Below are 23,510 nucleotides of genomic sequence, written 5' to 3' on the forward strand. Positions count from 1 at the left end.
TTCCCCCCAAGGAACCACCCCCATGCGATTGATCAATCGCCGGCCGGACCGGTCCTTATGGCTGATCCTGGCGGTGCTGCCCTTTCTGGCGGTGCTGATCGCCTATGCCGCCGGTTCTGCCATCCGCTTGGCGGAAAACCCGGCGGACAAGCTGTTGCCGGGGCTGACCGCCTTTGCCGACGCCATCGACCGCATGGCGCTGGAACCCGACAAGCGCACCGGGGATATCCTGCTCTGGGTGGATACCGGCACCAGCCTGACAAGGCTGGTGGCAGGGGTGACGATTGCGGCGGCTGGCGGGTTGCTGGTGGGGATGCTGGCGGGCCTGTTACCCCTGGCCCGCGCGGCACTGTCGCCCTTTGTCACCGTGGTTTCCATGGTGCCGCCGCTGGCCGTGCTGCCCATTCTGTTCATCGTGGTCGGTCTGGGGGAGGCATCGAAGATCACCTTGATCGTCATCGGCGTGATGCCCGGTCTGATCCGCGACCTGATGCTGAAGATCGACGATCTGCCGCGCCAGCAACTGATCAAGGCGCAGACGCTGGGGGCCAATAGCTGGACGATTGCCATTCGCGTGGTGCTGCCGCAAATCCTGCCGCGCTTGATGGACAGTATCCGCCTCAATCTCGGCCCCGCCTGGCTGTTCCTGATTTCGGCGGAGGCGATTGCCAGTGAAAGCGGGCTTGGCTATCGCATCTTTCTGGTTCGCCGCTATCTGGCGATGGATGTCATCCTGCCTTATGTCGCCTGGATCACGCTGCTCTGCTTCCTGATGGATTGGGGCCTGCGGGCCGCTCAATCACGCGCCTTCCCCTGGTTTGATCGTGCGAGGACCGGCCAATGACCGCGATCAGCGTCAAGAATGTCTGGAAGGAATATGGGGAACAGGTGGTGCTGGAACGCATCAATCTGGAAATCGCCCCGCGTTCCTTTGTGGCCCTGGTCGGCCCTTCCGGCTGTGGCAAAACCACCTTCCTGCGCATGTTGCTGTCCGAGGAACTGCCGACGCGCGGCGAGATCACTATTGATGGTGTGCTCCTGTCGCCGGAGCCGGGGCCCGATCGCGGGGTGGTGTTTCAGCGTTATTCCGTGTTCCCGCACCTGACGGTGCTGGGCAATGTGATGCTGGGGGCGGAACTGCGCGGCAGCCGGCTGCTGGGCCGGCTGTTCGGGGACGCCCGCCGACAGGCCCGCGATGATGCGGCGGCACTGCTGGATGCGGTGGGCCTGTCGCACGCGCTGGATAAATATCCCGCCCAGCTTTCCGGCGGGATGCAACAGCGCCTGGCCCTGGCCCAGGCGCTGATCGCCCGGCCCAAGGTGCTGTTGCTGGATGAACCTTTCGGCGCGCTGGACCCCGGCATTCGCGCCGATGTGCACAAACTGATGCGCCAATTATGGCACCAGCACCCGATGAGCGTGGTGATGGTGACGCATGATCTGTCGGAAGCCTTCCATCTGGCCACCCGCGTCATCGCCTTTGACCGCACGCGCACCCTTCCGGAAGAACGGCTGCGCTATGGCGCGTGCATCACCAACGATATCGATGTCTGGCCGAAACGGGTGGCCGGACAGCCTGATTTCGGGCGCGACCCCGCCCATCTGCCCCGCCGGGACGACCCGGCGCTTGACCTTGGGCACCCAGACCGGGACGACCCGGCCGACGCTGCGTGAGGAGTGTGGAAATGCCACGCCAGACCCAAGCACAGATCGCCGCCAACCGGGCGCGTTATCTGGAACTGAAACAGGCAGCCCAGGGGGCGGCCCCCCTGGTGCTGCCCCCGCCCACGGCGCGTGATGCCGCCCCCATCGCCGATGCTGCCGTGCTGTTGCGCGAACAGGTGCCCGGCGGCTGGTACTGGACCGGGGTGATCCGCCGGGGGCAGGTGCTGCGCATCCTGAACAGCCAGGGCACGCCGGGTGTCAGCCTGCTGGCCTGGAATAAGGCCGACCCGTCGGAACGGTTCAACCATGCCGACACGATCAAGATTCAATGGACCGCCGCCCTGCGCAAAGGCCGCGTGCTGTTCTCCGACATGGGCCGCGTGCTGCTCTCCATCGTGGAGGATACCAGCGGTCGGCATGACACGGTGATCGGTGGCTCCACCCCGGCCAGCGTCGCCCGGCTTTATGGCCCCGATAGCGGGGTGCGCAATGCGCGCGACAATTTCATTCTGGCTGCCGGCAAGCATGGGCTGGGGCTGGCCGATATTCCGCCCTGCATCGGCTTCTTTGCCCCGGTGTCGGTGCAAGCTGATGGCGGTTTTGCCTGGGATAGCGCTGGCGTGGTGCCGGGTGATTTCGTCGATCTGCGGGCGGAGATGGATTTGATTATCGCCGTTTCCAACACGCCCCATCCGCTGGCCCCGGCTGTTGAACCGCTGCCGATTGATCTGGTGATCCACCAGGGGGCGGCACCGGCTGCCGACGATCTGTGCCGCACCGCCACGGCAGAGGCCGTGCGCGGGTTTGACAATACCGACCGCTATCTGTCGGCCTGAAAGGGGGAGGCACCATCATGACCAGCAGCTTTACGCCCGTGCTTTCCCCCCGCGACCCGGCCAACGCTATTTTCCGCGAAACCGTGCCGGCGACATATCCCTGGTCGGGTTTTGTGAAAAAGGGCCAGGTGATCCGGATTGTTGACAGCGAGGGCTGTCAGGCGGTGGATACATTGTTCTACAGCACCGCCGACCATACCGAACGTTACAGCGCCCAGGATACGGTGCTGGCCCAGGGCACGCCCTATATCGGGCCGGGATCGGTGCTTTATTCCAATCGCGGTCAGGTGATGGCCGAACTGGTGGCTGATACCTGCGGCCAGCACGATACATCCGCCGGGGCCTGTTCTTGTGAAAGCAATACGGTCCGCTTTGGCCAACACACCCGTTACATGCACGCTTGTCGGGAAAATTTCCTGATCGCCGTGTCGCGCCATGGCATGACCAAGCGGGACATTGTACCCAACATCAATTTCTTCATGAATGTGCCGTTCGATACTGAAGGCGGCTTGGCTATTGCCGATGGCGTGTCGGCACCGGGGGCCTATGTGGAACTGGTGGCGCGGATGGATTTGCTGTGCGTCATTTCCAACTGCCCGCAGGTGAACAACCCATGCAACGCGTTTGACCCGACACCGATTGAGATTTTGGTTTGGGAGGGGTGAGGGGGCGAAAGGCCAAAGCCTTCTTGTCCCCGTCATCCCGGCGAAGGCCGGGATCCAGGTTCGTAGAGCAATGCGCTCGTGGCCTCTGGACCCCGGCCTTCGCCGGGGTGACGGGTGAGAGAGAGCGGACGGCAGCCCCAAGACGGCATGGGAATGACCCAACGCCATCCCTCCCCCCATCCCCCAAAGGAATCCCCCCCCATGTTCACCAAGGTTCTGATCGCCAATCGGGGTGAGATCTGCGCGCGGGTGATAAAAACCCTGCGGCGCATGGGCATTGCCTCGGTTGCTGTTTATTCCGACGCTGACCGCTTCACCCAACCCGTGTTGTCGGCGGATGAGGCGGTACGCATCGGCCCGCCGCCGGCCAAACAATCCTATCTGGATATTGATGCCGTCATCGCCGCCTGTCAGGCCACCGGCGCACAGGCGGTTCACCCCGGCTATGGCTTCCTGTCGGAAAATGCCGGGTTCGTGGAACGGCTGAACGCGGCCGGCATCACCTTTATCGGCCCGCGCGTCGAACATTTGCGCGATTTCGGCTTGAAGCATACGGCCCGCGCCCTGGCCAGGGCTGCCGGCGTGCCGCTGCTGCCCGGCAGCGACATTCTGGCCGATGTTGAACAGGCCCAGGCGGAGGCGGCGCGCATCGGTTTCCCCGTCATGCTGAAAAGCACGGCGGGCGGTGGTGGCATCGGGATGCAGCTTTGCCATAGCGCCGAGGAACTGGCCGCCAAATTCGCCGCCGTACAGCGTATGGCGACCAGCAGCTTCGGCGATGCCCGCGTCTATCTGGAACGGTTCGTGGCAGAGGCCCGCCATGTCGAGGTGCAGATTTTCGGCGACGGCAAGGGCGGCGTGGTGGCGCTGGGGGAACGCGATTGCTCCCTGCAACGCCGCAATCAAAAGGTGGTGGAGGAAACACCCGCCCCCGGCCTGCCCGATGCGGTCCGGGTGCAGCTTCGTGATGCTGCCGTGGCGCTGGGGGAAAGCGTGCAATACGCCTCCGCCGGCACGGTGGAATTCATCTATGATGTGGCGCGCGAACAGGTCTATTTCCTGGAGGTGAACACCCGCCTGCAGGTCGAACATCCGGTGACGGAGGCTGTGTTCGGCGTCGATCTGGTGGAATGGATGATCCGGCAGGCAGCGGGGGATTTCACCTTGCCGGCCCCGGAAAGCCTGATCCCGCAGGGGGCCGCCATTGAGGTTCGCCTTTATGCCGAAAATGCCGCCGCTGATTTCCGCCCCTCCACCGGCCTGCTGACGGAGGTGCGTTTCCCCGACACTATCCGCGTGGATGGCTGGGTGAATACGGGCACGGAGGTGACGGCCAATTACGACCCCATGCTGGCCAAGCTGATTGTCCATGCCGACAGCCGCGATGCGGCGATTGATCAATTGACGGCGGCCCTGGCCGCATCGCGGGTGGCGGGGATTGAAACCAACCTGTCGTACCTGCGCGCCATCATCGGGTCGGATATTTTCCGGCAGGGCAAGGTCGCCACCTCTGTGCTGAAGGATTTCCCCTTCACGCCCGCGACGGTGGAGGTGTTGAGCCCCGGTGCCCAGACATCCATCCAGGATTGGCCGGGGCGGTTGGGTTATTGGGATGTTGGCGTGCCGCCATCGGGGCCGATGGATGATCTCTCCTTTCGGCTGGCCAACCGGCTGTTGGGCAACCCGGAAGGCACGGCAGCACTGGAATGCACGCTGACGGGGCCAAGCTTGCGCTTCAACCAAGCCGCCCGTGTGGCGTTGGCTGGGGCGGCGATGGTGGCCACGTTGGATGGCGTGGCCGTGCCGCATGGCGTGGCTTTTGACGTGGCGGCAGGGCAAACCCTGGCGCTGGGCCGCATCCAGGGGCCTGGGCAGCGCACATATCTGGCGGTGGCTGGTGGCTTTGATGCGCCGGAATATCTGGGGTCGAAATCCACCTTCGCGCTGGGCCGCTTCGGCGGCCATGCCACCGGCTGCCTGAAGGCGGGGGACACGCTGGCGCTGGCCGGCGGGCCGGTGGGGCAGGCCGAGCCATTCGCGGCCCCGGCCCTGACCCATGAATGGGTGTTGGGCGTGCATTATGGGCCGCACGGTGCCCCGGATTTCTTCCAGGAAAACGACATTGCCGACCTGTTTGCCGCATCATATGAGGTGCATTTCAATTCCGCCCGCACCGGCGTGCGGCTGATCGGCCCCCGTCCGGCCTGGGCGCGGGCCGATGGCGGGGAGGCGGGGTTGCACCCGTCCAACATCCACGACAATGCCTATGCCATCGGGGCGGTCGATTTCACCGGCGACATGCCCATCATCCTGGGCCCCGACGGCCCCAGCCTGGGCGGCTTCGTCTGTCCCGTGGTGGTGGCACGGGACGAGCTGTGGAAGGTCGGCCAGTTGCGGCCAGGGGATAAGGTGCGGTTTGTGCCGGTGGCATACGCCACCTACATTGACGCTAACTCTACCGTCACCCCGGCGCAGGCCGGGGTCCAGGGGCCACAAGCGCTTTGCTCTACGAACCTGGACCCCGGCCTGCGCCGGGGTGACGGAAATGAAGCAGCAAAGCGTTTCACCCACGCCACCCTGCCATCCCCCATCCTGTCCCGCATCGACGGCGATATCCCCGTCCTCTATCGCCGGGCGGGGGATGATTATCTGCTGGTTGAATATGGCCCGATGGCGCTGGACCTGGGTATCCGGCTGCGGGTGCATCTGCTGGTCACAGAGTTGCGGGCACGCAACCTGGCCGGCATCATCGACCTGACACCGGGCATCCGGTCCTTGCAGGTACATTATGACAGCCGACGGCTGAAAACCGCCAACCTGCTGGCTGTGCTGGCGGAGATTGAGGGCGGTCTGGGCGATATCGCCAATGCCCGCATTCCCAGCCGCATCGTGCATCTGCCCTTGTCATGGAACGATGCCCAGGTGCGGCTGGCCATGACCAAATATCAGGAACTGGTGCGGGCGGACGCCCCCTGGTGCCCCGACAATATCGAATTCATCCGCCGTATCAACGGCTTGGAAAGCCAGGAGGATGTGAAGCGTATCGTGTTCGATGCGCATTACATGGTCTATGGGCTGGGCGATGTCTATCTGGGTGCCCCGGTGGCCACGCCGTTGGACCCACGCCACCGGCTGGTGACCACCAAATACAACCCCGCCCGCACCTGGACGCCGGAAAATGCCGTGGGTATCGGCGGGGCCTATATGTGCATCTATGGCATGGAAGGGCCGGGCGGGTACCAACTGTTCGGGCGCACCATCCAGGTCTGGAACAGTTGGCGGCCCACGCCGGTGTTCCAGGATGGCAAACCCTGGCTGTTGCGCTTCTTCGATCAGATCAAGTTCCATCCTGTGTCGGAGGCGGAACTGGCCGACGCGCGCGAGGCCTTCCCCCATGGCCGCTATCCGATCCAGATCGAAGAAGCCGAGTTCAGCTACGCCGATCATCTGCGCTTCCTGGCCGACAATGCCGACAGCATCGATGCCTTCAAACGCACCCAGCAGGCCGCGTTTGAAGCAGAGCGGGAAGATTGGAAGGCTAAGGGTCTGGACAGCTTTGTCAGCGACGATGGCGGCCCGACGGGAGATGAAACGGCCCTGCCGGAAGGCTGCATCGGGGTGGAGACCGGCGTGACCGGCAATGTCTGGAAAATATTGGTGGAGCCAGGCCAGCAAGTGGCCGCCGGTGACACCATCCTGATCCTGGAAAGCATGAAGATGGAGATGGACGTGAAGGCCGCCAGTGCTGGAAGGGTGCGGGAAATCACCGCCAAGCCGGGCCGCACCGTCAATGCCGGCCAGACCGTCGCCATTCTGGAGGAGATTGCCTGATGTTCCCGGAAAAACTGACCATTCACGGGCTGACGGAACTGTACCGCAGCGGTGCCACCACCCCGCTGGCGGTGGTGGAAGAAATACTGGCCCGGCTGGCAGCCAGCCCCGACCCCGCCATCTGGATCAGTTTGGTGCCGGCGGCGGAACTGCGCACGGCAGCGGCGGAACTGACAGCGGAGGGGTACAAGGCAGATCAACCGCTCTGGGGTATTCCCTTTGCCGCCAAGGATAATATTGACGCGGCCGGCCTTGCCACCACCGCCGCCTGTCCCGCCTTCGCCTATCAGCCAGCGGCGGATAGCACCGTGGTTGCCAAACTGCGGGCGGCAGGCGCGCTGCTGGTGGGCAAGACCAACCTGGACCAGTTTGCCACCGGGCTGAACGGCACGCGCAGCCCCTATGGAGCGCCGCGCTGCGTGTTCGATACGGATTATGTCTCTGGTGGCTCCAGTTCCGGCTCTGCCGTGGCGGTGGCGCGGGGGCAGGTGGCCTTTGCGCTGGGTACCGATACGGCGGGTTCGGGCCGGGTGCCCGCCGCCTTTAACGATCTGGTGGGGATCAAGCCGACCAAGGGGCTGCTGTCGACCGCTGGCATAGTGCCTGCAGTGCGGTCGCAGGATTGCGTCACCGTGCTGGCGCATTCCGCCGCCGATGGCGATCTGGTGCGCCGCGTGGCGGAGGGTTTCGACGGGGCCGATCCCTATTCCCGCCCCGCCGGGTTCCATTCCCTGAAGCTGGAGAAATTCCGCTTCGGCGTGCTGGCGGGGGAAGAGCGGGAATTTTACGGCGATGATGCCGCTGCCGCCCTTTACGATGCGGCCATCGACCGGTTGGTGACATTGGGCGGCACGCCCGTACCATTTGATTACAAGCCTTTGCGTGAATGTGCTCACCTGCTTTATGGCGGCCCTTGGGTGGCCGAACGGCTGGCCGCGGTGGAAGATTTCATTGCCAGCAACGCCGCCGACATGGACCCGACGGTCAGGGCCATCATCGAAGGGGCGCAGGGCAAAACGGCGGTGGAGGCCTATCGCGGCCAATATGCCCTGTCTGCCTATACACAGTATATCAATGGCTTGTGGCGTGATCTTGATATTTTTCTGCTGCCGACAGCACCCACCATTTACAAGGTGGCGGACATGCTGGCCGATCCGCTGCGGCTGAACAGCAATCTGGGCCGCTACACCAATTTCGTGAACCTGCTGGATTGCAGCGCCGTGGCGGTGCCGGCGGGCTTCACCCCGGCGGGGTTGCCCTTCGGCGTCACCCTGGTGGCCCCCGCCTTTGCCGATGCCGATCTGGCGGTGCTGGGCGACCGGCTGCACCGGACAGCACGAGCCGACCTGCCAGGGCCGGCGCTTGCCCCGGTGCCGGCCCCCGATGCGCTGGCCATCCTGGCCGTAGGCGCGCATCTGTCCGGGATGCCGCTGAACCATGAATTGACCAGCGTGGGCGGCCGGCTGGCGGGATTGGTGCGGACGGCCCCCGATTACCGGCTTTATGCGCTGGCCGGCACCGTGCCACCCAAGCCGGGGCTGGTGCGCGATCCCGGTTTTGCCGGGCCGGGGATATTGGCGGAGGAATGGTTGCTGCCGCCCGCCGCCTTGGGTGCCTTCATCGCCCGCATTCCCGCCCCCTTGGGGGTTGGCAAGGTGACGCTGGCCGATGGGAGGCAAGTGACCAGTTTCCTGTGTGAATCCTATGCCCTGGAGGGGGCGACGGAGATCACCCATCATGGCGGCTGGCGGGCCTATCGGGCCAGCCTATCCTGATAGGGCTTATCCACCTGTCAGCCGATATGATATCATGCTGATAGGTCGGCCCGGCGGAGGAAGTGCATGAGCACGATGCAGACAGAGGTTTTTGAGGCTTTCCGCGCCATCGACATTCCGGAGGAAAAGGCGCTGAAGGCCGCGTCGGCGCTGTCCAAACGGGATGAAGATGTCACCGGCCTGAAATCCGATGTCAACATCATCAAATGGATGATGGGTTTTGTGCTGGCCTTTCAGGTGGCGATCTTCGTCAAGCTGTTCATGGTCTGATCAGTGACATTACGGGCGGAACAGCCGGCTGTTCCGCCGCACCTCCTCCGCAATGAATTCCGCCGTTACACGGATGCGGGACAGGTGGCGCAGGTCGGAATGGATCAGCAGCCAGAAACTGCGGATCAAACTGACCTCTGCTGGCAACAGCCGCACCAGATCGGCATGGCCATCCACCAGGAAGCAGGGCAGCACGGCAATGCCGGCCCCGGCCTCCACCGCGCGAAATTGTGCCACCAGGCTGGCGCTTTTCAACTGCGGGCGGATATCGCGGGAAATCTGCGGCAGGTAATCCAGCTCCGGCGTATAGAGCAGATCGTCAATGTACGATATGAACCGGTGGCCGGGCAGGTCGGCCACCGATGAAATGGGTGGGTTCGCCGTCACATAGGATCGGGCAGCATAGAGCCCCAATTCATAATCCGTCAGCTTGCGGCCATGCAGCCGGCCGGCATCCGGCTGGGCAAGAGAGATGGCGATATCCGCTTCCCGCTTGGACAGGCTGAACAGGCGCGGCATGGCCACCAACTGCACCTCCAGATCCGGGTGACGGGCGGCCAGTTGGCCGATGCGGGGGGCCAGGAAGAAGCTGCCGAAACCATCCGGCGTGCCGATGCGCACGGCCCCTGACAGGCTGCCGGAACTGCCGGCCAGATCCTCCATGATGGTCATGGCCAGCCCCTCCATCGCCTCCGCGCTGGCCAGCAGGCTTTCACCCTGGGCGGTCAGGCTGTAGCCGGTGGCATGGCGTTCAAACAGATTGGCCCCGAGCGCGCGTTCCAGCGATTGCAGCCGCCGTCCCAGGGTGGTGTGATCCACCCCCATGCGCCGGGCGGCAAGGGTCAGCCGCCCGCTGCGGGCCACGGCCAGGAAACTTTGCAGATCATCCCAATCAAATTGCCCGGCCATCGACGTACCTGCGTGGAAATGCGCACAACGGATGGGGTAAACTTCGCATGGATGTGCGCATCACCGCAATGGTAGGGGTTGGTTGTGGCAGAAGACCATGATCCCCCTTGCCGTGGTGGAATAAGCCCACCCACTTCACAAGTGTGATCCAAACCGGGAGGAACGGCTTTGACCCTTGATGCCATCTGCACCACGCGCGGCCCGCTGGGGCATATTCTGCTGAACCGGCCCAAGGCGCTGAACGCGCTGACCCTGCCGATGGTGGAGGTGATTGCCCCGGCCCTTGCCGCCTGGGCTGCCGATCCCGCCATCAAGGCGGTGGTGATCCGGGGGGCGGGCGACCGCGCCTTCTGCGCCGGGGGCGATGTGCGCGCCGTCTGGGATGCCGGGCTGCAGCGCAAGCGTGGGGAGGGGGCGGGTGCGCTGACGGCGGCCTTCTTCTCCGGGGAATACCGGCTGAACCGGCAGATCAAGCATTTCCCCAAACCCTATGTCGCCTTGATTGATGGCATCACCATGGGCGGCGGGGTCGGGTTGTCTGTCCATGGCAGCCACCGGGTAACGACGGAAAAGACCCTGCTGGCCATGCCGGAAACCGGCATCGGCCTGTTCCCGGATGTTGGCGGGACGTGGTTCCTGCCCCGGTTGCCGGGGCGGCTGGGGCTTTATCTGGGGCTGACGGGCGCGCGGGTGACGGCGGGCGATCTGGCCTATGCCGGCATCGCCACGCACCATAGCCGCAGTGAGTCCCTGGACGATCTGGAGCGCGACCTGGAAACGGCCTTGTCCAGTGCGCCCGACGCCAATTCGGCGGTGGAGGCGGTGTTGGGCCACCATGCCGCCACGCCGGATGCCCCCACCCTGCCGGCCCACCGCGACGCCATCGATCGCTGCTTTGATGCCGACAGCATTGAGGGCATTTTCGCCAGGCTGGAGAATGAGGGCAGCGACTGGGCGGCCAAGACACTGGCCAGCTTGAAAACCATGTCCCCCACCAGCCTGAAAGTGACATTCGAGCAGTTGCGGCGGGGGGCCGAGCTGGAATTTGATGATTGTATGCGGCTGGAATTCCGCATGACCCAGGCGGTTATGGATGGTCATGATTTCTATGAAGGCATCCGCTCCGTGCTGGTGGATAAGGACCGCAACCCGAAATGGCAGCCGGCGAGCCTGGATGCGGTGGACCCCGCGTTCGTCGCCCGCCATTTCGCCCCGCCAGCGGATGGTGACCTGACTTTTCCGGGCTGAGTGTTGGTGCAGTGTAAGTGGAACAGGAATAGCTCTTACAACCGTCACCCCGGCGCAGGCCGGGGTCCAGTTTCGTAGAGCAAGGGGCCTGTGTTCTGGACCCCGGCCTTCGCCGGGGTGACGGGATAGGATGGTTCAAATTGAATCAGACAGCCCCACCCTTCACATAATAACCTGATCGGGAGGAAGACCATGGCGACGATTGCTTTCATCGGGCTTGGCAATATGGGCCTGCCGATGGCCAAGAACCTGTTGAAGGGCGGGCATCGGGTGATCGGTGTCGATCTCGCCCCCGCCAATCTGGCCGCCGCCGCAGAAGCGGGGATTGAGACAGGGCCGGTGGCGGGTGAGGCTGCATCCCAGGCGGATGTGATTGTCACCATGCTGCCCGCCGGCCCGCATGTGCGCGCCGTTTATGGCAATGCCGGCGGGGTGATTGACAGCGCCAAACCCGGCACCCTGTTCATCGACAGTTCCACCGTGGATGTGGACAGCGCCCGTGCCGTGGCGGCCCAGGCGGAAAAGGCGGGGCACCTGATGCTGGATGCCCCGGTTTCCGGCGGCACCGGCGGGGCGGCGGCGGGGACGCTGACCTTCATGGTCGGCGGGTCGGATGCGGCCTTTGACAAGGCCAAGCCCTATCTGGAACTGATGGGCAAGACCATCGTTCATGCCGGTGGTCCCGGCACCGGGCAGGCGGCGAAAATCTGCAATAACATGGTGCTGGGCATTTCCATGATCGCCGTGTCAGAGGCGTTCGCCCTGGCCGACAAGCTGGGCCTGGATCGGCAGAAGCTGTTCGATATTTCCAGCAAATCGTCGGGCCAATGCTGGTCGCTGACCTCCTACTGCCCGGTGCCGGGGCCGGTGCCGACCTCGCCGGCCAACCGGGATTACCAGCCTGGTTTCGCGGTCGATATGATGTTGAAGGATTTGAAGCTGGCACAGCAGGCGGCTGCCAGTGCCGGCGCATCAACCCCCCTTGGCGCGCAGGCGGCGGCGCTGTATCAGCTATTTTCGGCGGCGGGCCATGGTGGGCTCGATTTCTCCGCCATCGTGAAAATGCTGCAGGGGAAATGACCATGGACGGCGTGAAAAGCGGCAACCTCTATCACCTGATCGAAAGCCGCTTTCCCGCCGATATGCAGGCCCGTTTCATCACCCTGATGGACGGGCCGCGCCAGGGTGTCTGGTACACATACGCCGATCTGGTCTCCATCTCCGCACGCTTCGCCCATGCCATGGTGCAACTGGGGGTGAAGCGGGGGGACCGGGTGGCGGTACAGGTGGAAAAAAGTGCCGAAAACCTGTTCCTTTACCTCGCAACCCTAAGACTGGGTGCAATCTATCTGCCGCTGAACAACGCCTATCAGAAAGCGGAAATCGCCTATTTCCTGGAAGATGCCGAACCCGCCTTGTTCGTCTGCCGGCCGGAGGATGAGGCCGGAATGCGAGAACTGGCCACCCGCTATCATGTGCCGGCAGTGGCCACCCTGGGCATTGCCGCCGACGGCAGCCTGCCGGACATGGCCCTGAATCTCAGCCATCATTTCGATACCGTGCCGATGGCGGCGGATGATCTGGCGGCCATCTTGTACACCTCCGGCACCACCGGGCGGTCAAAGGGGGCGATGACCAGCCATGGCAATCTGGCCAGCAACGCCCTGACGCTGCATCAGCTTTGGGGCTTCCAGCCGGGTGACGTGCTGTTGCACGCGCTGCCGATTTTCCATGTGCATGGGCTGTTCGTTGCCACCAACACCACCTTGTTGAACGGCGGTTCCATGCTGTTTTTGGGCAAGTTCGATGCCGATCGGCTGGTGGAATTGCTGCCGCAGGCCAGTGTGTTGATGGGGGTGCCCACCTTCTATACCCGCCTGTTGGCGCATCCCGGTTTCACCCACGATCTGGTGGCGCCCATGCGCCTGTTCATCAGCGGGTCGGCCCCGCTGCTGGCCGATACGCACCGGGAATTCAGCGAGCGCACCGGTCATGCCATTCTGGAGCGCTATGGCATGACCGAAGGGGGGATGATCACCTCCAACCCGCTGGTGGGTGACCGGGTGCCGGGGACGGTGGGCTTTCCCCTGCCGGGGGTAGAATTGCGCATCACCGATGATGAAGGGCAGGCTGTGTCCACCGGCACGATTGGTCAGATTGAATTCAAAGGCCCCAATCTTTTCAAGGGCTATTGGAAAAAACCTGAGAAAACGGCTGAGGATATGCGGGCCGATGGTTTCTTTATCACCGGCGATGTCGGCAAGCTGGATGAACATGGCTATGTGCATATTGTCGGTCGCGCCAAGGATTTGATCATCTGCGGCGGCTTCAACGTCTACCCCAAGGAGGTGGAGACGTTTCTGGACGGGCTTGATGGTGTGGCTGAAAGTGCCGTCATCGGTCTGCCTCACCCGGATTTCGGGGAGGCGGTGGCCGCCATCGTGCAGAAAAAGCCGGGCTGTGACGATGTGACGGAAGCCAACCTGATCGCCCGGGCAAAGGAAGCGCTGGCCAATTTCAAGGTGCCCAAGCGCATCTGGTTTGTGGAGGAACTGCCCCGCAACCAGATGGGCAAGGTACAGAAGGCGGCTCTGCGGGAGCAGCACAAGGCCACCTTTACCGGCCCCGCATAGTCAGCGCCCGGCCCGCCATACCCCACGCCACGTGCCGTACCGCAGCCAATATGGTTTGCTGGCAGACATAGGCGTTTATCGGCGGGCTGTATGCGTATCCTGATCATTAATCCGGCCACGGAAATCCCGGGATATCATTCCGGGGAGGTATTTGCCGCCGCCGGCTTGGCCGCCCGCACCCCGGTGGCAGACCTTGCCATCACCACCGTTGCCGCCTTCGTACCGCCGGATTGGGAAATCCGGCTGGTGGATGAGATGATTCAGCCGCTGGATATTGAGGAGGCCGCCGGCTGGTGCGATATCGTGGCGATTACCGGCAAGGTGACGCAGCGTAACCGGATGATCGAACTGGCCGCCCTTTTCCGGGCGCGGGGGCGGACGGTGATGATCGGCGGTTCCTATGCCTCGCTTTCCACCGACGATATCCGCCCCCATGCCGATGTGCTGGTGACCGGGGAGATTGAGGATATTGCCGGCGGCCTGTTCGCCGACCTGGCCGCCGGCACGCCCCGCCCGCATTACCAGGGCGGCAAGCCCGACCTGCGCTCCTCCCCCGTGCCGCGCTGGGATCTCTATCACAATGACGGGGCGGTGATGGGCTCGCTGCAAACGTCCCGCGGCTGCCCATTCCAGTGTGATTTCTGCGATGTGATCCAGTATCTGGGCCGCAAGCAGCGCCACAAGGATGCAGCCCAGGTTCAGGCGGAACTGGATATGCTGTACCGCCACGGCTATCGCAGCATCTTCCTGGCCGATGATAACTTCACCGTCTATCGCCAACATGCCCATGCGATATTGGATGTGCTCCGCGACTGGCATGTGGGGCGGGCGCCGCATGAAAAATTACGCTTCATGACCCAGGCGTCGCTGGACCTAGCCCGCGACGCTGAATTGATGAAAGCCTGCGTCAGTGCCGGGCTGGACATGGTTTTCATCGGTATCGAAACAGTGAATGAGGAGAGTTTGCGCGGTGCCGGCAAACGCCAGAACCTCTACCAGGATACGAATATTGCCCTGCAAGCCATTCTAAAGGCTGGGATCGCTATCCAGGGAGGCATGGTGGTTGGCTTTGATGCCGACAAGCCGGACATTTTCGGCACGCTTTATGACTTCATGCAATCGTCACCGGTACCGCTGTTCAGCACAGGCGCTCTGGTGGCGCCACCGGGGACGCCGCTGCATGATCGGTTGAAGGCAGAGGGGCGGCTGGTGGGGGAGGATTGGCAGAGTGCCGGCAGCTTCACCACCAATATCCAACCGCTGCATATGAGCCGGCAGGCCCTGATAGAGGGCGTGCGCGATCTGGTCCACCAAGCCTATGCCCCTTTGGCATTTGAGAAAAGAATAATGAATTTTCTCAATGATTTTCATGGTGGTCTTAAACAAGAACCGCAACCATTGCCGATCGGGGATGATGTCCGCACCCTGCTGAAATTCATCGCCCGACTGGGGCTGGCGGAAAAGGCCATGGTGCTGCGCCTGCTGGCCGCTGCCCAGGAATATCCCCAGGGACAGTTTCATCTGATTGGCTATCTCGTCCGTTACGCCCAAATCCGCTTCATGCTGGATCGCGGGGATCAGGCAGCAATCACGACAACAGCGGCGTAAGCCCGTCATATAGGGGACGCATTGAGCGGGCACATAACATTTAACATTATTAATAGTTGAAATTTATGGCTGTCTCGCACAACCTTGCACACCCGTTACACGGGAACAGGAATAAGGCGAGGACACGTCATGAGCAGCCCGGTATCCGCCCTGGATGATACGATTGTCAGCGCGGCGATCTATCCGCCGATCGGCATTGCCCGCGTCGGCAACAGCCCCACCGATTGGTATTATGGGCCGGAAATCCCGGAGCCGCCGGCCCATCCGCCGGGTTTCTATCGTGACAGCACCGGGGCGCTGAAGCGGGAAGCGGCGCGCTTCCGCATCTATGGTCTGAACGCACAGGGCATTGCCGTGCGGGAACTGACCGGTGCCGATGGGGTGGAGATTGAATGGACCGTCCATCTGGCCAACCAGAAGGCCGCCTGGTACGAATTCCAGATCGCCCTGGATATTCCGGAGGCGGCGCTGGCCGACCCCTCCTATCGCCGTAATGCCCAGGTGGAGGATCGTGCCTCCTTGGTGATCGATCCCGGCCCGCGTACCATCAGCGGCAAGGAACATGCGCCTGTTGCCTTTGACAGCGGCCATTTCGTTGGCAAGCCGGTCTATCTGGGCGAATTGCGCACCGATGGGGCGGGGCGTCTGGTGGTGCTGGGCGGCTATGGCAAATCCGCTTCCTACAACGGCGCGCCGGCGGTGACTTTCGGCAATAATGATGGCTGGCACGATGATACGGCGGATGGGCCGGTCATGGCGACCGTGAAGCTGGATGGCCGGTCCCTGACCGTGGCACCGGCCTGGATTGTGACATGCCCGCCCAATTATGGGCCGCAGCAGAAATCTGTGCGGACCATGTGGGATCTGATGCGCCAGCTCGCCATCAAGTCGGGCTTCCTGCCCAAACTCAAGCGCCCCTCCTTCACGTCTGACATTTTGCCGATCTTTGAACGGTTGAGCGATCTGCAATGGGTGAATGAGGGCTTTTTCCACGGCTTTGGCTGGGATTCACCTTATGATTTCACCAGCGCCACCTGGAAGGTGAAACTCGCCGACGCGTCGGAAGAGAATACAGAAAGCCGCCGGCAGCTTTATAACCAGTTCCGCCAGAGCGATCGTGACAGTTGGTCGCCGGTCCCCTGGCCCTGGGTCTATGGTGACGCAATGGGGGAGTTGAAGGGCAAGACCCCGCGCCAGTTCACCGAACTGACCCCGACACAACTGGCATTCCTGAAGCAATGGGCTGATGGGGATTTCATTGCCGATTATGATCCGGATGCTCATAAGCCTAAGAGTCTGGAAGAATTGCCCGTGGCCGAGCAGCCGGAAGCCCTGACCCGCGCGGCGCTGGAATTCTGTCTGGCCGATGCCTTCCATCCGGGATGTGAAATGACGTGGCCGGTACGGTCGCTTAATATGTACATGGGGGCCTTCCGCTTCCTCCATGCCCCGGCCGGTAGTCCGGAGCCGGATTATGGCCCCGTCATGACCACGGAAATCTGCGAAACACCGCAGGGACCGCTATGGGGGCAGCGGCCGGGCTCCATTACCCGCTGGATGGCGGTGCCATGGCAGACCGATACGGCAAGCTGCCGCTCGGGCTATGACAAGACATATGATCCCTATTTGCCCACCTTCTGGCCGGCCCGCGTGCCCAATCAGGTTCTGACGCCCAGCGCCTACGCCAAGGTGATGGATACCAGCCTGTCGACGGAAGAGCGTCTGTCCGCCTTTGCCAGCCGACAGGATTGGGATGACACGCTGGGGGCCGGCACCTACATCGCCCAGATCAACGCCATGGCCAATAATATCGATCTTGTGGCTGTGGTCGATGTTATGCCGGGCCCCACCGATGGCATCCACCTGCCACCCGTCATGCAGGTGGCCGATCGGGAGGCGGCACCCAAGGCGGGGCTGCTGGGGGCCGCCAAGGCCGGTGCTGAAACCCAAGGCATCGACTGGTCCGATATCGACAAGGTGCGGGGCAGCCGCAACCGTCGGCGGGACTGACGCGCTTGGCCGATATCGATGTGCTGATCATCGGTGCCGGGCCGGCGGGTTGTGCCACAGCCTTGTCGCTGGTGGGCAGACGCTCGGTTTTGCTGGTCGATCGGCGGGAAGGGGCAATGGTGCGGGTGGGCGAAAGCCTGCCCGCCGCTGCCGGCCGTATCCTGGCCGATCTGGGGGTCATGGCGGCCTTTCAAACCCAGGGCCATGCGCCTTGCCATGGGCAATTATCCCGCTGGGGTGGGCAACGGCTGGTGGAACGCGACGCCCTGCGCGATCCCTATGGCCCCGGCTGGCATCTGGATCGCGCCCGCTTCGATGCGCTGTTGCGCGATGAAGCCACGGCGCGGGGTGCTCAAATGCTGGCCCCGGCGGAACTGGCTGGCGTGGTATCGGCAGACGGTGTTTGGCAGGTACAACTGGCAGGGGCTGGGGTGGTGACGGCGCGCATCCTGGTGGATGCCGGTGGGCGGACGGCCCCTGTTGCCCGTGCCCTGGGGCAGCGCCCGCTGGCGGAGGATGGGCTTGCCTGTGCCTGGACGCATCTGCCGGATCAGGGTCAGCATCCCGGCATGACCTTGATTGAGGCGGAGGAAGAGGGATGGTGGTACAGCGTCCCGCTACCCGGCCAGCGCCGCATCCTGGCATTCCATACTGATGCTGATTTGCCGGCGGCGCGTGATGTCCGTGACCGGGCCGGGCTGTTGTCACGGGCAGCGAAAATGGGGCTGATGGCCCCTTTGCTGACAAGGGCTGGGGCGCTGGATGATCTGGCGGGCGGCTTCACCGCCGCCCATGGCGCCCGTCTGGCACAGCCCGCGGGTCCAGGCTGGTTCGCCTGTGGGGATGCGGCCGGCTGTTTTGATCCGCTCTCGTCCCAGGGGTTGTTCAACGCGCTTTATACCGGGCTGGCCGCCGGTCAGGCGGCCGACCGCGCCCTTTCCGGTGACCCTGCCGGGGCCATGGCCATGCATCTGGACCGGATGGAAAGCATCCGGGCCGCGTATCGGGCCCATTTATCGGCCTGGTACGGGTTGGAACGGCGCTGGCCGGATAATCCGTTCTGGGCACGGCGACGGGGGGATGCAGGGACGGGCTGAACCGCCCCATATCCCCCCGTCACTGGCTGTTTTAAAGCCCCAGCACGCCAGGCGATATGCGCCCCTGCGGGTCCAACTGTGCCTTCAGGCTGCGCACCAACCCGGCGGCGGGACCGGAAAGCCGATCCAGATAAGGATAGGCCTTGCCGATCTGGTAATGAATGGCACCGAACTGACCATAAAGGGTGGCCAGATCGGCCTTCAACTGGTGCACATAGGCCCGTGTCTCCAGGCTTTCCGGATATTTGGGCAGCTTTTCCAGATAATCGGCGGGCACCACCTGACGGTGATAGTCGGTGATGACATCCGGCCAATAAATGGCGATCTCATAAAGGAAACCGCTGGCATTGGGGACGGAGAACATGGTGCCGGTCCAGACGCCCAGCCGTTTCATCTCTGCCGACCGTTCGGCCAGGAAGGCGGCCAGCGCCTTGTCGAACGGCTTGGTGGCGGAATGCGGCAGCACACCATGCACCGGCACCCAGCGTTCCCCCGCCGGACCCAACGTGTTGTAGAAAGGGGCGAATGGCATGGAGCGGACCACGGCCGGCACCGTGCCGGGAATTTCCCGGCCCAGCGGGGCCAGCAATTCGCGCATCCGGTTCAGGCGGCCCTTCACCTCCCCATCATCCACCCCTTCGACGATGTAATGCACCATATAGGGGGCGCTGCCCAGATCGCGCCGGGCCGAGAGGGCGGCCTTGCCCAACTGCACAATGCCCGACGCCAGGGAGGGCGAGCTGCGCAGGATGGACAGGGCCATGCCAAACTGCGCGCCGGCCCGGTCCTGCCGGGCGATCTGCCCCTGGGACAGGGCACCATCCAGGGCGAAACCACTTTCGTCCAGCCGGTCGAAGGAGACCAGGCGCATGGCCTCATGCAGATGGTCGAAATCGGGAAACGCGAAAGAAATCGGGCGATGGGCGGCGCGCTGGCGCTGCAGCGCCAGGGTCACCCGCGCCTTGATGCCCAGTGCCCCGCAATCGCCGGTGAACAGGCCGGTCAAATCCGGCCCGTAATGGCGGGAAAAAGGGCTGCTGCCGACAGCGGCCGAACCGGTGGACAGCAGGCTGCCATCGGCCGTCACCACATCCAGCGACAGCACCGATTCCGCCGAAATGCCATAGGCGCCGGAGCCATGGCTGATACTGTTCTGCGACACCGACCCGCCCACCGTGGCCAGCAGGCCGGAGAAGGGGCCCCAGAACGGGGTGCGCAAACCGCGCGCATCCAGGGCCGCCTTTAATTCCGCCCAGGTGACACCGGCCTCCACCGTGACGAAGGCATCTTCTTCATTGATGCTGAGGATGCGGTTCAGCCGGCTGAGATCGACCAGCACCTGGCCCGCATCACGCGGCACATAGCCATCGGTGTAGGAGGCACCGCCCCCGCGTACCGACAAGGCGATGCCAGCGGCGGCGGTGGCACGCACCACCGCCTGCAGAGCCTCCACGCTTTGCGGCTGGACCACGGCCAGCGGCATTTCCAGCCGGCGATAGACATCGGTGGCCAGCGGCGACATGGCATCGCCGGTGATCAGGCCGTCATCACCAACGATGGCGGCCAGTTGTGCCAGCAGGGGAGTGGTGTCGAGCGGCATGTCAGGCAACCGCAATTTCGTCGATCACAGCGCTGTAGCCTTCCGCCGTTTCATGGGCAGTGGCTTCGGCGGCTTCCTTGCGCATCAGATAGAACAGGCGTTCCAGCATCTGCTGACGGCGGGCTTCACGTGCCTCCAGCGCCGGCTGGTCCAGTTGCAGCTTGGCAACGCCGCCGGCCAGATCCAGCCCGTTGGCGGCGGCCACACGCTCGATGCTGTCAATATGGTCGGCCAGCACCGACACTTCGCTGGCCAGCACCATGATCATCGACATCATCTGGTCATGGGCATTGTTGTCGTAAAATTGCGGGCGCTTGCCCTTGGAATTGCGGTTCATGGCTTTCATCCGAATGGGGGGCGGGGGCTTGGCGGGCAGGGGCGGCCTTGGTGCCGCCCCACGGCCGGATCAGGCCGGCTTCTGGGCGATCAGCACTTCCCAGCCGCCGCCGGGGGCAAATTCACCCGCCACGAAATCACGGTCAGCCACACCTTCGGCCGCTTCCTGGCTGTAACCGGCGGCCTGGGCGGCAAACTCCATCACCGCCATCGGGGCGGTATCAAAGCGCACGCTGTCCGGCGCGAAACCGACCTTGCGGGCCAGCCCCACCTGATCCACCTCACGCATCGCCCCCCAGAAGGGTTCGTTATTATAATAGGTCTCGTTATCCAGAATGAACTGGGTGAACGGGTCCATCAGGTCGAACGGCGGCAGATCGGCATGGATCATCACGCCGCCGGGGGCCAGCACGCGGAAACATTCTTCAAAAATGCGTGGCATGGCCTTGCCGGATGTCTCGTGCAGCAGGATATGGCTAACCACCAGATCGAAATGACCATCGGGGAAGCTGGTCTTCTCCGCATTCATCTGGGCGAAATTGACATCCAGGCCGAAGGCGCCGGCGCGGGCATGGGCATAGCGCACCTGCTGGGCGGCCACATCCACCCCCCAGACTTCTGCGTCCGGGAACAGTTCCTTATAGGGAAGGGTGGAATGGCCCACGGTGCAGCCCATGTCGAGAATGCGCTTGGGCGTGAAGCCGTTCAGGCGGCGCTTGATATAGTTGCAGACCGACCGGCCCATATCATCATTGTTCGGGCCGGTATAGCCCATGGAATAGAGATAGACGCCACGGTCATACAGAACGCCGCCATTGATCTCCGCCGGCTTTTCCTCTCCCGGATAGCCGCCGGGCATACAATGGATGTCCAAGGCGGCGACATATTTCGGCACCTCGAAATTGTCGGGGATCAGCAACTGACCCTTGTTCTTGGCTGAACATTCCTTGGCGGCGGCAGCCAGATCGCCTTCCTGGCGTTCGATGCTGTCAATTACCGAATCCCACAGCAATTCCTGGCTGATCCGGTTGACGGCGGCATAATGCTGGAAATAGACATCCCGCACCATCGCCTTGCGGATGCCATGGCGGTCGGGCGTTGGCGCCTTGCCGGTCTCCTGGCTGTAGCGGTCAACCGCGCGGGTCTTGTAGATGGGGCCCAGACCGGGCAGCAAGCCCCTCTGGATGAACTGCTTCAGGCTCTTGCTGAATTCCTGACGTGAGGCTTCATCGGCCGTGGCCTGCGGCAGCATCGCGTGCGGCGCCTGCTGGAACGTGTTCAGCATCTCCACCATCCCTGTATGTCGGTGATTTTCAGTGATGGTGTGGCCTGGCGCCGGTTCTGCGAAGCCCGCTGCCCCCATCTGTTCGCCTGATGGACAGTTTCCGCCCCACCACCATCCGCATGGTGGATAGTGATGATGAAAGCGCTGCCCTGAAAGGGCTATGTCCCGTCAAATCCAGCCATCCTTATATCCGGGAGGCGACCCGACCATGACCTTGTTAGAAGCCACCAGCCCCAGCAGCGAGGCCGCCCGCGCCCTGCTGTCCGCCCCGGCGCGGCGCGCCATGCTGATTGGCGGGGAATGGGTGCAGGCCCTGTCGGGCTACACCATCCCCACCATCGATCCGGCCACCGGCCGGATTCTGGCGGAGATTCCTGATGCCGGTGCGGCCGATGTGGACCGGGCGGTTGCGGCCGCCCGCGCTGCCTTTCCCGGCTGGGCCGCCACGGTGCCGGCAGAACGGGCAGCCATTCTGAACCGGATTGCCGATCTGATGGAACGTCATATTGACGAGCTGTCGGAGCTGGAAACGCTGGACCAGGGCAAGGCGCTCTATGTTGGCCGCTGGGCGGAAATCCCCGGTGCCATCGGGCAGTTCCGCTTCTTCGCCGGTCAGGCCATGGCAATTGAAGGCCGCACCATCACCCCCTCGGTCACCTATCAGCCGCCCGGCAAGCAGGTTCATGCCTGGACAGTGCGGGAACCGGTGGGGGTCGTGGCGGCCATCGTGCCCTGGAATTCGCCTTTGGTGCTGACGGCGATGAAGCTGGCCCCGGCCCTGGCCGCCGGGTGCAGCATCGTGCTGAAACCGGCGGAGGATACGTCGCTGACCGCCCTGCGCCTGGGTGAGTTGATGCAGGAAGCCGGCCTGCCGCCGGGCGTGTTGAACATCGTTACCGGCCGGGGGGCTGAAACCGGTGCGGCGCTGGCCGGGCATGGCGGGGTGGACAAGGTGGCCTTCACCGGCTCCACCGCCACCGGCCGCGCCATCCTGGATGCCTCCAAGGGTAATCTGAAGCGGGTGACGCTGGAACTGGGCGGTAAGTCGCCAGTGATCGTCCTGCCGGATGCGGAGCTGGATCTGGCGATTCCCGGTGCGGCCAATGCCATTTTTTTCAATGGTGGACAGGTCTGCGTCGCCGGTTCGCGCACCTATGTCCATGCCGATATCTATGACAAGGTGCTGGAAGGGCTGGTGGCGGCGGCCAATGGCATCCAGTTGGGCCACGGCCTGAACCCGGCCACCCAGATGGGGCCGCTGGTTTCCCCCAAACAGGCGCAGCGGGTCGAGGGGCTGATCGTGGGTGCCGGCAAGGCCGGCGCCAGCGTGCTGACCGGGGGGGAACGGCTGGGCCCGGCCGGCACCTTCATCCGCCCCACCATCATTGCCAATGTCGATCCGGCGGCAGAGATTGTGAAGGAGGAGGTGTTCGGCCCGGTGCTGGTGGTGCAGCGCTTCACCGATCTGGATCAGGTGGTGGATGCGGCCAATGACAGTGTTTACGGGCTGGCGGCCAGCGTGTGGACGCAGAATTTCTCCCAGGCGCACCGGCTGTCGCGCCGGCTGAATGCCGGCACGGTGTGGATCAACACCCATTCCATGTTCGATGCCAGCCTGCCCATCGGCGGCGTGAAGCAGTCCGGCTATGGCCGGGACAGCGGGCTGGCAGCCCTGGATAATTACCTGGACTGGAAGACGGTCTGCGCCGTGCTGTAATACCACCCCGCCGAAAGGTTTACCT

General features: G+C 63.6%; 19 protein-coding genes. 15 read left to right on the forward strand and 4 right to left on the reverse strand.

Annotated elements, in window-relative coordinates; all coding sequences use genetic code 11:
• Nucleotides 1–22 precede the first annotated feature (22 nt).
• The 7 genes from GE253_RS14545 (at nucleotide 23) to GE253_RS14575 (ending at nucleotide 9,042) form a co-directional block, all read left to right on the forward strand.
• Nucleotides 23–844, forward strand: a complete 822-nt coding sequence (locus GE253_RS14545) for an ABC transporter permease (RefSeq protein WP_153204836.1) — start codon at nucleotides 23–25, stop codon at nucleotides 842–844.
• On the forward strand, nucleotides 841–1,674 hold the full coding sequence (locus tag GE253_RS14550) for an ABC transporter ATP-binding protein (protein ID WP_153204837.1): 834 nt from the start codon (nucleotides 841–843) through the stop codon (nucleotides 1,672–1,674). The genes GE253_RS14545 and GE253_RS14550 overlap by 4 nt, the downstream gene beginning before the upstream one ends.
• An 11-nt stretch (nucleotides 1,675–1,685) precedes the next feature.
• Nucleotides 1,686–2,501, forward strand: coding sequence for an urea amidolyase associated protein UAAP1 (locus tag GE253_RS14555; protein WP_153204838.1), 816 nt, complete (start codon nucleotides 1,686–1,688; stop codon nucleotides 2,499–2,501).
• Nucleotides 2,502–2,518: 17 nt separating this feature from the next.
• Nucleotides 2,519–3,166: an urea amidolyase associated protein UAAP2 gene (locus GE253_RS14560; RefSeq protein WP_153204839.1), complete on the forward strand. Its 648-nt coding sequence runs from the start codon at nucleotides 2,519–2,521 to the stop codon at nucleotides 3,164–3,166.
• Between the two features lie 201 nt (nucleotides 3,167–3,367).
• Nucleotides 3,368–6,997: an urea carboxylase gene (uca, locus tag GE253_RS14565; protein WP_153204840.1), complete on the forward strand. Its 3,630-nt coding sequence runs from the start codon at nucleotides 3,368–3,370 to the stop codon at nucleotides 6,995–6,997.
• Nucleotides 6,997–8,772, forward strand: coding sequence for an allophanate hydrolase (gene atzF, locus GE253_RS14570; protein WP_153204841.1), 1,776 nt, complete (start codon nucleotides 6,997–6,999; stop codon nucleotides 8,770–8,772). Before uca ends, atzF begins: the two co-directional genes overlap by 1 nt.
• Before the next feature lie 66 nt (nucleotides 8,773–8,838).
• Nucleotides 8,839–9,042, forward strand: a complete 204-nt coding sequence (locus tag GE253_RS14575) for an integrase (protein ID WP_153204842.1) — start codon at nucleotides 8,839–8,841, stop codon at nucleotides 9,040–9,042.
• Between the two features lie 9 nt (nucleotides 9,043–9,051).
• Here the strand turns inward: GE253_RS14575 and GE253_RS14580 are convergent, their stop codons facing one another.
• Nucleotides 9,052–9,951: a LysR family transcriptional regulator gene (locus GE253_RS14580; protein WP_153204843.1), complete on the reverse strand. Its 900-nt coding sequence runs from the start codon at nucleotides 9,949–9,951 to the stop codon at nucleotides 9,052–9,054.
• A gap of 168 nt (nucleotides 9,952–10,119) precedes the next feature.
• Here GE253_RS14580 and GE253_RS14585 point away from each other — a divergent pair, with 168 nt between their 5' ends.
• The 6 genes from GE253_RS14585 (at nucleotide 10,120) to GE253_RS14610 (ending at nucleotide 18,547) form a co-directional block, all read left to right on the forward strand.
• Nucleotides 10,120–11,199, forward strand: coding sequence for an enoyl-CoA hydratase/isomerase family protein (locus GE253_RS14585; protein ID WP_153204844.1), 1,080 nt, complete (start codon nucleotides 10,120–10,122; stop codon nucleotides 11,197–11,199).
• A gap of 192 nt (nucleotides 11,200–11,391) precedes the next feature.
• Nucleotides 11,392–12,279 carry a 3-hydroxyisobutyrate dehydrogenase gene (gene mmsB, locus GE253_RS14590; RefSeq protein ID WP_153204845.1) on the forward strand — a complete coding sequence of 296 codons (888 nt, stop codon included), beginning with the start codon at nucleotides 11,392–11,394 and terminating at the stop codon, nucleotides 12,277–12,279.
• Between the two features lie 2 nt (nucleotides 12,280–12,281).
• Nucleotides 12,282–13,832: a malonyl-CoA synthase gene (locus tag GE253_RS14595; protein ID WP_153204846.1), complete on the forward strand. Its 1,551-nt coding sequence runs from the start codon at nucleotides 12,282–12,284 to the stop codon at nucleotides 13,830–13,832.
• A 90-nt stretch (nucleotides 13,833–13,922) separates the two neighbouring features.
• Nucleotides 13,923–15,440, forward strand: coding sequence for a radical SAM protein (locus GE253_RS14600; RefSeq protein WP_153204847.1), 1,518 nt, complete (start codon nucleotides 13,923–13,925; stop codon nucleotides 15,438–15,440).
• A 129-nt stretch (nucleotides 15,441–15,569) separates the two neighbouring features.
• Nucleotides 15,570–17,450: a LodA/GoxA family CTQ-dependent oxidase gene (locus tag GE253_RS14605; RefSeq protein WP_153204848.1), complete on the forward strand. Its 1,881-nt coding sequence runs from the start codon at nucleotides 15,570–15,572 to the stop codon at nucleotides 17,448–17,450.
• 5 nt (nucleotides 17,451–17,455) lie between these two features.
• Nucleotides 17,456–18,547 carry a tryptophan 7-halogenase gene (locus GE253_RS14610; protein WP_247878666.1) on the forward strand — a complete coding sequence of 364 codons (1,092 nt, stop codon included), beginning with the start codon at nucleotides 17,456–17,458 and terminating at the stop codon, nucleotides 18,545–18,547.
• 31 nt (nucleotides 18,548–18,578) lie between these two features.
• On the opposite strand, the gene GE253_RS14615 is transcribed toward GE253_RS14610, so the two are convergent.
• From GE253_RS14615 to GE253_RS14625, 3 genes are all read right to left on the reverse strand, one after another.
• The gene (locus GE253_RS14615) at nucleotides 18,579–20,147 is read right to left on the reverse strand and encodes an FAD-binding oxidoreductase (RefSeq protein WP_153204850.1); all 1,569 of its coding nucleotides are present in this window, start codon (nucleotides 20,145–20,147) and stop codon (nucleotides 18,579–18,581) included.
• Between the two features lies 1 nt (nucleotide 20,148).
• On the reverse strand, nucleotides 20,149–20,484 hold the full coding sequence (locus tag GE253_RS14620; RefSeq protein ID WP_211101468.1) for a hypothetical protein: 336 nt from the start codon (nucleotides 20,482–20,484) through the stop codon (nucleotides 20,149–20,151).
• A gap of 69 nt (nucleotides 20,485–20,553) precedes the next feature.
• Nucleotides 20,554–21,768, reverse strand: a complete 1,215-nt coding sequence (locus GE253_RS14625) for a class I SAM-dependent methyltransferase (protein ID WP_089287306.1) — start codon at nucleotides 21,766–21,768, stop codon at nucleotides 20,554–20,556.
• A gap of 89 nt (nucleotides 21,769–21,857) precedes the next feature.
• Here GE253_RS14625 and GE253_RS26540 point away from each other — a divergent pair, with 89 nt between their 5' ends.
• Together GE253_RS26540 and GE253_RS14630 are read left to right on the forward strand one after the other, a co-directional pair.
• Nucleotides 21,858–21,980, forward strand: a complete 123-nt coding sequence (locus GE253_RS26540) for a hypothetical protein (RefSeq protein WP_282183228.1) — start codon at nucleotides 21,858–21,860, stop codon at nucleotides 21,978–21,980.
• Complete coding sequence (locus GE253_RS14630) at nucleotides 21,977–23,485, forward strand: aldehyde dehydrogenase family protein (RefSeq protein WP_200819842.1); 1,509 nt, start codon at nucleotides 21,977–21,979, stop codon at nucleotides 23,483–23,485. Before GE253_RS26540 ends, GE253_RS14630 begins: the two co-directional genes overlap by 4 nt.
• Nucleotides 23,486–23,510 lie beyond the last annotated feature (25 nt).

The organism is Niveispirillum sp. SYP-B3756, from assembly GCF_009495745.1.
In the GTDB taxonomy this organism is placed as follows: Bacteria; Pseudomonadota; Alphaproteobacteria; order Azospirillales; family Azospirillaceae; genus Niveispirillum.